14 protein-coding genes are annotated in these 13078 nt (G+C 70.2%); 6 read left to right on the forward strand and 8 right to left on the reverse strand.

What is annotated here, in order from left to right:
• Positions 1-233: 233 nt before the first annotated feature.
• The 3 genes from ACWGI2_RS41580 to ACWGI2_RS41590 all read left to right on the forward strand — a co-directional run bounded on the left by ACWGI2_RS41580 (position 234) and on the right by ACWGI2_RS41590 (position 3458).
• Positions 234-1712: an FAD-dependent monooxygenase gene (locus ACWGI2_RS41580; RefSeq protein ID WP_453701235.1), complete on the forward strand. Its 1479-nt coding sequence runs from the start codon at positions 234-236 to the stop codon at positions 1710-1712.
• Between the two features lie 193 nt (positions 1713-1905).
• Positions 1906-2976 carry a methyltransferase gene (locus tag ACWGI2_RS41585; protein WP_453701236.1) on the forward strand — a complete coding sequence of 357 codons (1071 nt, stop codon included), beginning with the start codon at positions 1906-1908 and terminating at the stop codon, positions 2974-2976.
• Positions 2977-2993: 17 nt separating this feature from the next.
• Positions 2994-3458 carry a TetR/AcrR family transcriptional regulator gene (locus ACWGI2_RS41590; protein ID WP_453701237.1) on the forward strand — a complete coding sequence of 155 codons (465 nt, stop codon included), beginning with the start codon at positions 2994-2996 and terminating at the stop codon, positions 3456-3458.
• A 78-nt stretch (positions 3459-3536) separates the two neighbouring features.
• Here the strand turns inward: ACWGI2_RS41590 and ACWGI2_RS41595 are convergent, their stop codons facing one another.
• Positions 3537-4025 carry a PhzA/PhzB family protein gene (locus ACWGI2_RS41595; RefSeq protein WP_453401067.1) on the reverse strand — a complete coding sequence of 163 codons (489 nt, stop codon included), beginning with the start codon at positions 4023-4025 and terminating at the stop codon, positions 3537-3539.
• Between the two features lie 228 nt (positions 4026-4253).
• On the opposite strand from ACWGI2_RS41595, the gene ACWGI2_RS41600 reads away from it, so the two are divergent.
• Positions 4254-5333 (forward strand): methyltransferase, encoded by a 1080-nt coding sequence (locus ACWGI2_RS41600; protein ID WP_453701239.1) that lies wholly within the window; start codon positions 4254-4256, stop codon positions 5331-5333.
• A gap of 84 nt (positions 5334-5417) precedes the next feature.
• On the opposite strand, the gene phzG is transcribed toward ACWGI2_RS41600, so the two are convergent.
• The 7 genes from phzG to ACWGI2_RS41635 all read right to left on the reverse strand — a co-directional run bounded on the left by phzG (position 5418) and on the right by ACWGI2_RS41635 (position 11862).
• On the reverse strand, positions 5418-6074 hold the full coding sequence (gene phzG, locus ACWGI2_RS41605; protein ID WP_453701241.1) for a phenazine biosynthesis FMN-dependent oxidase PhzG: 657 nt from the start codon (positions 6072-6074) through the stop codon (positions 5418-5420).
• Entirely contained in the window at positions 6067-6909 is an 843-nt protein-coding gene (locus tag ACWGI2_RS41610; protein ID WP_453401064.1) for a PhzF family phenazine biosynthesis protein, read from the reverse strand. Before ACWGI2_RS41610 ends, phzG begins: the two co-directional genes overlap by 8 nt.
• Positions 6910-6993: 84 nt before the next feature.
• On the reverse strand, positions 6994-8916 hold the full coding sequence (locus tag ACWGI2_RS41615; RefSeq protein ID WP_453701243.1) for an anthranilate synthase family protein: 1923 nt from the start codon (positions 8914-8916) through the stop codon (positions 6994-6996).
• Positions 8913-9536 carry an isochorismatase family protein gene (locus tag ACWGI2_RS41620; RefSeq protein ID WP_453701244.1) on the reverse strand — a complete coding sequence of 208 codons (624 nt, stop codon included), beginning with the start codon at positions 9534-9536 and terminating at the stop codon, positions 8913-8915. Before ACWGI2_RS41620 ends, ACWGI2_RS41615 begins: the two co-directional genes overlap by 4 nt.
• 20 nt (positions 9537-9556) lie before the next feature.
• Positions 9557-10720, reverse strand: a complete 1164-nt coding sequence (locus tag ACWGI2_RS41625) for a 3-deoxy-7-phosphoheptulonate synthase (protein WP_453701246.1) — start codon at positions 10718-10720, stop codon at positions 9557-9559.
• 195 nt (positions 10721-10915) lie between these two features.
• Positions 10916-11548 (reverse strand): sigma factor-like helix-turn-helix DNA-binding protein, encoded by a 633-nt coding sequence (locus ACWGI2_RS41630; protein ID WP_453701248.1) that lies wholly within the window; start codon positions 11546-11548, stop codon positions 10916-10918.
• 23 nt (positions 11549-11571) lie between these two features.
• Positions 11572-11862, reverse strand: coding sequence for a hypothetical protein (locus tag ACWGI2_RS41635; protein ID WP_453701250.1), 291 nt, complete (start codon positions 11860-11862; stop codon positions 11572-11574).
• A 544-nt stretch (positions 11863-12406) separates the two neighbouring features.
• On the opposite strand from ACWGI2_RS41635, the gene ACWGI2_RS41640 reads away from it, so the two are divergent.
• Positions 12407-12895 (forward strand): hypothetical protein, encoded by a 489-nt coding sequence (locus tag ACWGI2_RS41640; RefSeq protein ID WP_453701251.1) that lies wholly within the window; start codon positions 12407-12409, stop codon positions 12893-12895.
• Entirely contained in the window at positions 12892-13074 is a 183-nt protein-coding gene (locus ACWGI2_RS41645; protein WP_453401057.1) for a hypothetical protein, read from the forward strand. The genes ACWGI2_RS41640 and ACWGI2_RS41645 overlap by 4 nt, the downstream gene beginning before the upstream one ends.
• The last annotated feature ends 4 nt before the right edge of the window (positions 13075-13078 follow it).

Here is a 13078-nt window from a genome sequence, read left to right on the forward strand (position 1 = left end):
CCTGCCTCATCTCCCTGATCAACGCCAGCAACCGGCTCGGCGTCATCACCGGCCAGACCGGCGGCAACTACACGCCCGGCCAGTTCGGCTGACCCCCACCCCACCCCACCCGCTGGTGACGTCGGCGGACACCAGCACCACCGATGCCCTGGGCACCACACACCGGAGCCCAGGGCATCGCTGTGTTCCGCACGCCCCACCACGTACCTGACAGACATGAGGAAAGGAATGACATGGCCAGGAAGCTGGATGCCGACGTCATCGTCGTCGGAGGCGGCCCCACCGGCCTGATGGTGGCCGGGGAGCTGCGTCTGGGCGGGGCGAGCGTCATCGTGGCCGAGGAGCTGGAGAAGCCCAGCGGTCAGTCGCGCGCACTCGGGTTCACCACCCGTGCCCTGGAATCGTTCGACCAGCGGGGTCTGGTCGGCCGCTTCCCCGGCCTCGAGACAAGCCCGATGGGGCACTTCGGCGGTATTCCGTTCGACTACACCGTGCTCGAGGACGCGAACTTCGGCGCCCGGGGCATCCCGCAGTCCCAGACCGAGGCGGTCCTGGAGGAATGGGCCGGTGAGCTCGGCGCCGTCCTGCGCCGCGGCCGCAAGTTCGTCGCCCTGGAGCAGGACGATGACGGCGTCACGGTGACCGTGGCCACCCCCGACGGCGGGCAGGAGGAACTGCGCAGCCGGTACCTGGTGGGCGCCGACGGCGCGCGCAGCGCGGTGCGCAAGGCCGCGGGCATCGACTTCCCCGGCACCTCGGGGAGCCAGGTCATGCACCTCGCCGACGTGGTCGGCTGCGGCGTGCGTCCACGCCCGCACGGCGAGCGGCTGCCCGGCGGCCTGGTGCAGGTCTTCCCGCTGCCCGGCGGCGTGGAGCGCATCATCCTGACCGAGTACGACACTTCGCTGCTCGGTGCCGGTGAGAATCCTCAGTTTGCCGAGATCGCGGCGGCGTGGGAGCGGGTGACGGGCGAGGACATCTCGGGCGGCACCGCCCAGTGGGTGAGCTCCTTCACCGACGCCACCCGTCAGGCGGCCGAGTACCGCAAGGGCCGGGTCCTGCTGGCCGGGGACGCCGCGCACATCCACCTGCCGGTCGGCGGTCAGGGCATGAGCGCCGGTGTCCAGGACGCGGTCAACCTGGGCTGGAAACTCGCCGCCACCGTCCAGGGCTGGGCCCCTGAGGGCCTCCTCGACACCTACCACGCGGAGCGCCACCCGGTGGGCGCGCGGCTGCTGTCGAACACCCGCGCCCAGGGGCTGGCCATCTTCGGCGGTGACGAGTCCCAGGCGCTGCGTGAGCTGTACGCCGAGCTGATCGCCCTCGACGAGGTCAAGAAGCAACTCGCGGGCGCGGTCAGCCACATCGACATCCGCTACGACATCGACCCCGACGGCCACCCGCTCGTCGGCCGGCGGCTGCCCCCGCGCACGCTGGACACCGCCGGCGGCCAGGTCCGCACCCCGGAGCTGCTGCACGCGGCGCAGGGCGTCCTGCTCGACCTCGCCGACGACGCCGGGCTGCGGGCGGCGGTGGACGGCTGGAAGGACCGGGTCACCACCGTCACCGTGACGCCGCCGTCCCCGGAGACCTTCGGCGGTGCCACGGCCCTGCTGGTCCGCCCGGACGGATACATCGCCTGGGCGGGTTCCGGCCCGGCAGGCCTCTCCGAGGCCCTGAACCGCTGGTTCGGCGCCGCCGACCCGGCGTGAGCTGAACACAGTTCCACCTTGCCGGTAGGTCCGGCGCCGGAAGGGACCGGGCAGCCCGTGTACGCGGGCTGCCCGGTCCTTCGCGTTGGCCGGACCCGCCGCGCCGCGGACGGCGCGGTACACACCGTCGACCACGTGCTCCTCGTCGAGGTGCGCATCGGGATCGAGATCGGGATCGAAAGGGATCACTGCAATGACGTCAGATGCCACACTCGCGCGGTTCCGTGAATACATGGTGGGCCCCTCGCGGTTCATGAGCCTGCTGTCCTGCTTCGAACTGGGCATCGTCGACCGGCTCCGGGAGAGCCCCGGTCTGACCGCGGACGAGCTGGGCAAGGCCGTCGGCGCCAAGCCGGACGCCGTGGAACAGCTCCTTCTCCTGCTGGTCAAGGAGAGCTTCATCGCGTACGACGAGGACTCCGGCGCCTACACCCTCGACGCACTCGCGGACCTCAGCGAGAGCGACACGCGGCTCGTGCTCGCCGATATGGACATGATCAAGATGGTCACGCTCCGGCAGCTCTTCTACCTCACCGAGAGCGTGCGCAGCGGCACCACCGTGGGCCTGCGCGAGATCTACGGCTCCGAGGGCGACCTCTACAACGCGCTGGCCGAGCACGACGAACTGCGGGCGTCCTGGGCGCGGTTGATGAACACCGCCACCGCACACATCGACCCCTGGTTCTTCGGCAACGTCGACATACCCTCCGGCGCCCAGGTCCTGGACCTCGCGGGCAACACGGGCCTCGGAGCGATCCATACCTACCGGCACAAGGCCTCCCCCGGACTGAAGGTCACCACCTTCGACCTGCCGGCGAAGGAGAAGGAGTGCCTGGAGAACTTCCGGGTCCATGGCGTCGAGGAGCACTGCTCGTTCATCGGCGGTGACGTGTTCAAGGAAGTGCCCAAGGGTTTCGACACCGTACTGATCAAGCACTTCCTGCCCATGTTCGACAAGAGCGACGTGTTCAGGATCCTCGAAGGCGTCCACCGGTCGCTGGAGGCCGGCGGGACGATCAATGTCCTGGTCCCGGTGTTCCCCGAGAACCTCAAGGACCCCGACAACTACACCGTCGACTTCTACCCCAGCTTCTTCATCGGCTGCGCCATGGGCCAGGGCGGGCCGCAGAAGCTGTCGACGTGGCAGCGCTGGATCGAGGAGTGCGGGTTCAAGGTCACCAAGGCGCTGGCCGAGGACCCCGCCGAGATGCCGAAGAACGCCCTCCCTGTGGAGGCGATTCTCTGCGCGACGAAGGTCGCGTGACGACTAGAGAGGTTTACATGTCCGAGACCACGAAGACCGAGAGCACTGCCGCCCTGAACGAGCTCGGGGACGCGCTCGCCAAGGCCAGTGCTCAGTCGCTCAGCGGCCCGCGCGAACGGCTGGGCGAGAGCCTCCTGCAGTCGGCTCTCGCCCGGTGGGAGAACCCCGAGATGCGGCCCAAGCTCCTGGCGAACCTGGCGCACGCGACCAACACCAAGGAAGGCGCGGAGGCGCTCCGCACGTTCCTGTACTCGTTCCTCTTCGCGCAGGTGGGCATCGCGCTCGAGGACCGGCCGATGGACATCAACCAGGTGGCCGAGACGCTCGGCGTGCCGGTGATCAACATCAACGCGGCGGCGGCGCAGGTCTGGGGCGTGGTCATGTACCGCTACGTCCTGGAGCTCGAGCCGATCGCGTCGGCGTCGCCCGAGGAGCTGATCGAGCTCCTCTCCCCGACGATCCAGAACTATCTGATCGGCTGACACCCCCTCAGCCGGCCGGTCCTGGTGGCGGCGCCCGCGCGTGTGTCGCCGCCGGGTCCGGCCGCAGGTCAGGTCAGGTCAGGTGGGGATTCCCTCGCGCTTGATCGTCGGGACGGGGATGCCGAGCGACCGCAGCTGCTCGAAGGGGTTCATGAACTCACGGTTCTGCACGATCTTTCCGTCGTCGAGCGCGAAGGAGTGCAGGAAGTGGTTCTCGTAGTAGCCCTCGGGATAGCCGGGGAAGCGGATCTTTCCGTGTCCGTCGCACTCGACCCAGAAGAAGTTGGGGTCCTGCGTCTCGAAGACCTGGATGTTGTACCACTCCCAGTCCGGGAACATCTCAAGGGACCACACCCCGTGCTCGGCGAGCCGGTCACGGCCGCTGATGACGATGGGCTTGCCCGTGTCGTTGGTCCACAGACCGCCGCTGCCGTGCTCGACGAACAGCTCGTGCCGGTGCAGACGGGCCTGCCCCTTCGTGTCCGCCAGATACCTCTCGACGGTGGCACGGTTCCTGCGCCGCAGGTCGGCGGCGTCGGTGAAGCCGTGCGGTGCGTCCTGAGCCATGGATCCCCCAAGCGACGTGTTTTCTGACGGACACGCGGAATCATCGTTCCCGCCCCTCGGGGCCAGGTCGAGCGGTGTTCGAGCGCCCGCGGCCGGGAGGCGGGCCGCGCTCACGTGCCGCTCAAGCGGAACGCGATGGGCCGGGGGGAGGCTTGGACGCGCACGCCGGGCCGCGTGCACGACCTGTGCACCCCTGGACTTCGCACGGCACAAGAGGGGATCTCACCGATGGCAGGCGCTCGCCCCGGGACCACAGAAGTCCCGAAGACGTCCAGCACCCCGCACGGCACCGGTCAGGCCACCGACGCGGAGCAGGTGACGAGCGAGCTGCTCGAACTCGCCCTGGGCTACGTGTACTCGGCGGCCCTGCACACCGCCGCGCGCTTCGGCATAGCCGACCACCTGGCGGACGGTCCGCGCACCGCAGCCGAACTCGCCGAGGCGACGGACGTCAACGGCCCGCACCTGTACCGGCTCCTGCGGTTCCTCGCCACCAAGCGCGTCTTTCGCGAGGACGAGGAGGGCCGCTTCCATCTCACCCCGCTCGCCGAGCCGCTGCGCACGCACACGGAGCGGTCGCTGCGCGACTACATCATGGTGCGCGGCGAGGCGCCCTTCTGGCAGTCGGCCGGCCACCTGCACGACGCCGTACGCACCGGCACCACCGCCTTCGAGGGGCTCTACGGCACCCCCTTCTACGACTACGTCGCCACCGACCCGGATTTCGGCAGGGCCTTCAACTCCAGCATGGCGGCGTTCTCCGAGGCGCTGAGCAACGGCATCGCCGAGGCCTGCGACTTCTCCGCGGCGCGCAGCGTCGTCGATGTGGGCGGCGGGCGCGGAGGTCTGCTGCGCGCGGTCCTGCGGCGCAACCCGCACCTGACAGGCACCCTGTTCGACCTGGAGTCCGTGGTGGCCGGGCACGTCCTCGACACCCCGGAGCTGGCCGGACGCTGGAAGGCCGAGCCCGGCGACTTCTTCACCTCCGTGCCGGCCGGCGCCGACGTCTATCTCCTCAAGCATGTGCTGGCCAGCTGGCCGGACGAGCGGTGCGTGAGCATCCTGCGGTCCTGCCGCCGTGCCATGCCCGCGCACGGACGGCTGCTGGCCGTCAACGCCATGATCCCGGCCGGCAACGAACCCCACCCGGGCAAGACCATCGACATGCTGATGATGACGGTCCTGAACGGCAGGGGCCGCACGCGAGCGGAGTACGAGGCGCTGCTCACGGCGGCCGGATTCACGGTCACCCGCTTCCTCGATCCCTCGCCGCACGCGTCCGTGGCCGAGGCGGTCGTAGCCGGCTGAGCAGCACGGGAGAACGACGAAAAGGCCCCCGCCGTCCGGCCGAAAGGCTGGACGGCGGGGGCCTTTTTCGCGTGGTCGCCGCTGTCAGGGCTGGAGCCGGCTGATCTCCCAGCCGATGTCGGTGCGGTCGTAGCGCAGCCTCTCGTGCAGCCGGTCGGTGCCGTTGGCCCAGAACTCCACGCAGGCGGGGGCCAGTCGGTAGGCCGCGTACGTCGCAGGGCGTGGCAGCGGTCGCTGCGGCTCGCCGAGTTCCAGGGCCGTGGCCCGCAGTTCGGCGAGGTGGTCGAGGCCGGCCACCGGCCGGCTCTGCCGGGAGGCGGTGGTCATAGCGTGCGTGAAGACGGGCCGCGCGGACCACAGGGCGTCCGCGTCGGCGTCGGGCAGCTTGTGCACGGGGCCGGCGAACGTGATCTGCCGACTGGTCTCCCGCCAGTACAGGACGCCGGACGCCCATGGGTTCTGGGCCAGTTCGCGGCCCTTTTGGCTGTCGGCGTGGGTCGTGAAGACGATGCCTGCGCCCGTGACCGAGGAGACCACCACGGTGCGCGAGGAGGTGCGGCCGTGGGCGTCTGCGGTGGCCAGGGCCAGGGCGCGCGGCTCCCGCACCCCCTGCGCGGCGCTCTCGTCCAGCCACGTGGCCAGCAGCTCCATCGGCCGGGCGGGCGGCGCGAGGAACTCGGGGAAGCCGGCCTCGACGGTGCCGGTGAGCGACTCGGATCGTGTGGACGTCAGGTCAGACATGAAGCACTCCTTCGATCGCTACGACACCGTGGCCGAAGACGTCGACGGAGTCGACCCGGTCGCCCTCGCCGTGCACGAGCGCGCCCATGGGCGAGGGCCGGCCGATCTCGACGCCCTGAGTGATCTCGATGCGCTGCCCGTAGGCGCCGAGGCCGTGCCGGGCGAGATGAATGGCGATGGGCCCTGCGGCGGATCCGGTGGCGGCGTCCTCCACGACCCCGTACGCGGGCGAGAACATGCGGTTGCGCCAGGAACTCCCCTCGCCCGCATAGCAGTTGACCGCCATGTCGAGGAACCGGGACAGGGCGCGGTGGTCGGGGTCCAGCTTCGCCAGTGCCTCGGTGCTTTCGAGGCCGACGAGGACGTGCCGCGGGCCGTTGCGGTAGATGTCCACCGGGAGCGCCGACTCGCTGATGCCCAGCGCCTCGAGAAGTTCGTCGACGCGGTCGAAGGGCTCCCACACGGGCACCGGCTGGCGCATGCTCGCGGCGACGGCCTTCCCGTCCGCGCCGCGCTCCAGCTCGAACGGGATCACGCCCATGGCCGTCTCGATCCGCAGCCGGTCGGCGTCGGTGCGCTGCCCCAGTGCGATGGCCGTGCCGAGCAACGGGTGGCCCGCGAAGGGGAGTTCGTTGACGGGGGTGAAGATCCGCACGTGCGCGTCGTCGCCGTGCTGCCGGGGGGTGAGCACGAACGTCGTCTCCGAGAGGTTCATCTCCCGTGCGATGCGCTGCATCTGCTCGGCGGTCAGGTCGTCGCTCCCGAAGAACACAGCCACCGGGTTGCCGGTCAGGGGCCGCCGCGCGAACGCGTCGACGACTACGTACGTGTGCATCACTTCTCCCACTCGTCGTAAGGGTGCGGGCTCGTCGTAAGGGTGCGGGCGGCCTCTGCGGCCGCCGGCGACTGCTGGGCCGGATCAGGCCGCGCGAGGGACCCCCGCCTGGGTGAGCAGACCGGTCAGGGCCGCGGCGATGATGCGCGGCCCCCCTCTGGTGAGCACGGATTCGGCGTGGAACTGCAGGGAGGCGAAGTCCGGTCCGCGCAGCGCGTGCACTTCCCCGGTGGCCGCGTCCCGGCTCACCCGGACCGGGCCCACGCCGTCAGCGACGAACTCGTCGTGGTCGCTGACCAGCGAGAAGGTGTTGTAGAAGCCGACCTGCTCGGCGGCGCCGAAGAGGTCGATCCGCTTCTGCACGCCTTGGTTGGGCACCTCCCTGCGGCGCAGCGGCAGGCCGAGCCGCAGGCCGAGGACCTGGTGGCTGAGGCACACGGCGAAGAAGGGCCGACGCTCGCGCAGCAAGGTGGCGACCGCCGAGTGCAGGTGCCTCATCTTGGGATGCGCGGTCTCCTGCGGATCCCCGGGACCCGGCCCCATCACGACCAGGTCGTGGCCGTCGAAGGCGTACTCCTCGTCATGGCGTCGCACGGTCACGCGCAGCCCCAGGGAACGCAGCTGCTGGTCGATCATCGAGGTGAAGGTGTCCTCGGCGTCCACGACGAGCACGCTGCGCCCGGCCAGTCGCCGCGGCGGCGGCGCAGGTGTCTCGGTGCCGGAGAGCCAGAAGTCGGCGATGGGTTCGTTGCGCAGCCGCAGCGCCCTGCGCACGCTGGGGTGGTCGGCGAAGCGCTCCTTGCCGCCGCCGTTCAGCGCGGCGACGAGCCCGGCCGCCTTGGCGCGGGTCTCCTCGGCCTCGGATACGGGGTCGGAGTGCCGCACGATGGTGGCGCCCACTCCGATGCCGACGCGCCCTTGTGGGCTGATGTCCGCGGTGCGGATGAGGATCGCGGAGTCCATGACGCGCTGTCCGCCGGCGTCCCGCCCGATCAGCGCGGCGGCGCCGCTGTAGTAGCCGCGGCCGCCCGGCTCGTACTGGTGGATGGTCCGGCAGGCGCTCTCCAGGGGGCTGCCGGTGACCGTGGGCGCGAACATCGTCTCGCGCAGGATGTCGCGCACGTCGCGGTCGGTGCGGCCCTCGATGAAGTACTCGGTGTGCGCGACCCTGGCCATTTCCTTGAGGTAGGGGCCCACGGCCCGGCCGCCCGCCGTACAGATCCGGGCCATCATCTTGAGTTCCTCGTCGAGGACCATGTACAGCTCGTCGGTCTCCTTACGGTCGCCGAGGAACTCCAGCACCCCCGACAGCGTGGGGCCCGAGGGCGGGTAGCGGTAGGTGCCGCTGATGGGGTTCATCACGGCCGTGCCGCCCCGGAGGCTCACATGCCGTTCGGGGGAGGCGCCGACCAGGGTCCGGGTGCCGGTGTGGATCAGGAACGTCCAGTGGACACCGGATTCGCGTTCGAGGAGCCGGCGGAACAGCGCGGGGGCGCTGCGCGGCCCGTAGTCCGTGATGTCGGCGACGAACGTGCGCTTGATGACGAAGTTCGCGCCCTCCCCCGTCCCGATCATCTCCTTGACCACGCGGCGCACCACGTCCTCGTACGCCTGGTCGTCGACGTCGAACTCGCCGCCCGCCAGCGGGGTCGGCACATCGGGGAGGCGGGCCAGCGCCTCGCCCAGCGGGAGGTGCTGCTGGCCGGTCACGGTCATCGCCACCAGGGGCGTCCCGTCGTCGGCGCAGGCGAAGCCGCGCTCGGCCAGCTGCCGGTAGGGCAGGACGACCAGCACCTCGTGGTGTGCGCCGGGGCCCCGGGCCGGGGGCAGCGGGATGTCGGCGAGCGTGGCGGGCAGGGTCACCGAGCCCGTCAGGACCTCCACGACGCCGGGCCCGGTGCCGGGCCTGTGCAGCAGGGCGAAGGCCTCCGGCTGCCCGTTCAGCGCCTGGTCGAGCAGGTCGCCGGCTGTCTCGTGCCCGGGAGGTGCGGGCTGACCGTACGTCACGCGAACACTCCCTTGACCGTGGTGACGAGGGCGCAGCGCTCGGCGGCGTAGCGGAGTGCCGAACGGTGATGGCTCTGGGAGAAGTCGGCGGTGGCGTCCGCGACGAAGAACGGCTGTATGTCGTTCGTGAAGGCCTCGACGGCGGTGGCGAGCACACCCACGTGGGCGTAGACGCCGCACAGGATGAGCTGGTCGCGGCCCTCGGCGCGCATCCGCTGGAGCAGGTCGGTCCGGAAGAACGCGCTGTAGCGCCACTTGGTGAGCAGCCAGTCGTCCTTCGCCGGCGCGAGGGCGTCGACCACTTGGCGGTCCTCGGGTTCGGGTCGCATGCCGGGGCCCCAGAAGTCCTTGAGCAGACCGCGTTGCTCGTCGGTCATGCCGCCCGGCTGTGCGGTGTAGGCGACCGGGACGTCAAGGGCGGCGCAGCGGTCGCGCAACAGGGCCGCGTTGCTGACCAGTTGGCGGCGCAGCGTGTCGGGGAACGGCTTGAGGAAGTAGCGCTGCATGTCGTGTACGAGGAGGACCGCCCGGTGGGGTTCGGCGGTCCACCGCACGACGGGTGGGGGTACGTCGCCCTCGGCGGGCAGCGGGTACGGGCTGATGGAGGGTATGCCGGTCATGGCTCCACTTCCTGGGTGGCTCAGGCGGTCCAGGACGAGACCACGGTCTTGGCCTGCCACCCGTTGAGGCGGGGGTCGCAGTGCGAGGTGTAGCGCTCGCCCACGGAGTCGAGGTCGGCCTGGGTGGTGGCGCATTCGGTGATGTCGTCGGGTGTGGTCTCCAGGTGCAGTCCCCCGGGGACGCCGCCGGCGCCGCGCACGGCCTCGATGAAGCGGGAGACCTCGAGCGAGACGGTCCGCACGAGCCGCGTCTTGTGGCCGCCCGGCGCCGTGACGGTGTTGCCGTGCATGGGGTCGCTGAGCCAGATGACGGGATGGCCCGCGCCGCGTACGGCTTCGACGAGGCGCGGCAGCCGGTCGGCGACGGCGTCGGCGCCCATCCGCGCGATGAGGGTGAGCCGCCCGGGTTCGTGCCAGGGGTCGAGCCGCTCGCACAGGGCGAGCAGTTCGTCGGGCTCCGTGGCGGGACCGACCTTGCACGCCACCGGGTTGCTCACCTCGGCGAGCAGGGCGACGTGGGCGCCCTCGACCTGGCGGGTGCGCTCGCCGATCCACGGCCAGTGGGCGGAGCCGAGGAACAGCCGCCCCGCCTCGTCGGTGCGGAGCATGGGGATCTCGTAGTCGAGGAGAAGCGCCTCGTGGCTGGTCCACACCGGGTGGTCCCCCAGGGCGCGTTCGCGCCAGCCGAGATGTTCGACGATGTCGCCCGCGGCCATGTAACCGGTGAGGATGCGCAGGGGGTCGGGGCGGCGCTGTTCGGGGTCCGGCTCGGGGCCGTTGACCATGTGGCCGCGGAAGACGGGGAGTTCGACGCCGTCGATGACCTCGGTGGGCTTGGAGCGGGGCTTGGCGAACTGGCCGCCGATGCGTCCCGCGCGTACGACGGGCTTCTGGGTGATCAGGCCGAGCGTCTCGGCGAGCAGGCCGAGCAGCGCGGCCTTGCGTGCGACGTGCTCGCGTGTGCATTCCGCCGGGTCCTCGGCGCAGTCCCCGGACTGCAGCACCATGGCCCGGCCGAGCGCCACTTCGCCCAGGAGCGTCCGCAGCGTGGAGATGTCGTGGGCGCGTACGAGCGGGGGGCGTGCGGCAAGTGCCTCGCCCACCGCGCGTATCTGGAGAAGGTCGCTCCAATCGGGCTGCTGCAATGCCCCGCGCGTACGAATCCCCCGCATGACGTCTTCCATGACGCTCCGATCCAGCGGTGACGGCCCTTGGCGTTGCCGCCTCGTCGGTGAATACATGAGATGTGACAGGCAATTACCTTGCCCCGCATGACGCCGCCACCATTCTTGCGCCGCCCTGAAAGCGTCCGCAATAGTTATCGAGGACCGCCCGATGGGCACTCCAGGGGAATTCGACCGGGGCTCTTGCCGGACAATTTATTGACCGATTACGTCGGGGCTCGGAACCAGCCGGATCGTGTGGATCCGGCCGTCGACGATGTCGAGTGCCATGGCGCTGTCGAGGATTTTTCCGTTCCGGTCGCGGAAGATCGCACCCGGCCGGCCCCGGACGCGATGCTGCTCCACGGTGATGCCGATCCGCACGAGCGGTGGGATGGTCGCCGCAAGCAGTCGGGCGACGTTCTCGGCCCCGGCGACGCGCCGGGGCCAGGCCAAAGCCGGACCGCTGCCGTCACCGGCCGCGGGCAGGGTGGCGGCGAGCCGGCGGCACGCCGCCTCCGAACACCCCACGGCCGATGCGATGTCCGGGAGGCTGCACGCGAAGACCTCCCGCAGTACGCAGACCGCGCGCTCCAGGGGGGACAGCCGCTCGAGCGCCAACAGGGCGGCGGCGGAGGACGATTCGGCCGATCGCAGGGCCTCGGCCGAGATACGGGCGACCTCCGCCGGCAGGTAGGCCCCTGCCGCTGCCGAGGGCACCCCGCAGGCCTCCCAGCGGAAGCGGGCTTCGCGAACCGCGTCGAGTGCCTGGCTCTCACTGCCCAGGATGCGGTGGGCGATCGCGAACAGCACAGGCCGCTGCTCCTCGAAGTCGTCGGCCCTCGTCACGCGGTCCTCCTCCGTGGGCACCCTCAGCGGTGCACGGGCACAAGCTGCTGCTCCTGCTCCTCCCGCTCGGTGGCGTACACCGCGAGGAAGACCGCGAGTCCACGCTCCCCGCCGGCGCCCAACCCGAGCCCGGTGAACGGGACATGCTGTCCGGTCCCCGCCGAGAGCGCGCCGTACGCCCTGAGCGCGGCGGCCGTCAACTCGCCACAGGCGCCGGGGATGCGGACCGGGGCCGTGCCCGTCATGGCGCGGGCCTCGTCCCGGGCCCGGGAGGCGATCTCGGCCTTGTGCGCGTGCAGCTGCGGGGTCGGCATGGCGGCACTCCTCCACTGTCCGTGCTGTCCTCGACGGACTCGCTGGTGACGGGGGCTACGGCTGCGAAATGGGGCCGTGCCTTGGAGCGTCTGGAACGGTATCCGCGCCTCACAGGGGCGGACAACAGCGCGCCTTGAATAGACCTAGGATTTGCCTTTGACGGCGATCGACTGGGCTCTTTACGCCGCTAGATTCTCGCTCTCGCCGATCCGGACGCTCATTGACACCCACGATCGCTCGTGGAACGCTCAAATTCCCTCATAGAAATGCATGAGGAGCGCCAAGTGGAGGTGCACGACATCGGGGTAACGGAACGCGCCACCGGAATCTGGTGACCAGAATCACCCGGTCGCATTCGCAACGACTTTCCGTTTTTCTCGCTCACCTCATGAAGGAGCCCCAGTGGAGTCTCAGGCATGCCCCAGGAGCCATACCCAGGAAATGCGCACCGTCATCGGGTCGACCCTCTGTGCCCGTTGCACCAAGCAGCTTGAACGCAGCCTGCGGGCACTTCCCGGCCTCCACCAGGAATGTCTGCATCACATGTCGTCCTCGGCCAGGCGGACGAGCAACCCGACGAAGGTGTCCGGGAGCCGGCAGCGCGATCACCTGAACGTGTCCGCGCTCGACACACGGCACAACATCCTCGCCGTGCTGGGCTCCTGGTCGCAGATCATCGTGGAAGAGCTCGGCATCGATGCGCCGGACCGTTCGGTCTCGCACCTGGTCCGCTTCCTGACGGACCACCTTCAGTGGCTGACGGCTCAGCCTCCGGCCAAGGACTTCGCGGAAGAGATCGAGACGCTCCGTGCCGACCTGCTGCGCGTCATCGACCCGGGCCACGGCAGCCACCGTGCGTTCGTCGCCGAGTGCGTCGTGGACTACTGCACGGGAAAGATCAGCGCCTCACCGCAGAACTACGCGAACTCGGCGAAAAGCAGCATCACATGCTCCTCCGGACACTCATGGGAGATGCGTGAATGGCTCACACTGCGGCAGCTGATGAACCGGAAACGCGAGGACGCCGCGTGAGCGCGCCGCCACGTCACCGGCTCATTCCGACGAATGTCGCGGCCCTCGCGGCGGGCGTGTCCGAAGCCACCATCCGCAAGTGGGTGAGCCGGGGGAAGCTGACTCGCTACGGCACCCCCGGCCGCTCGGAGTTCGACATCGAGGAGCTCACGGCGATCGCCCTGCGGGGCCGGCGCTGACCTC

Source organism: Streptomyces sp. NPDC054866 (assembly GCF_053610745.1).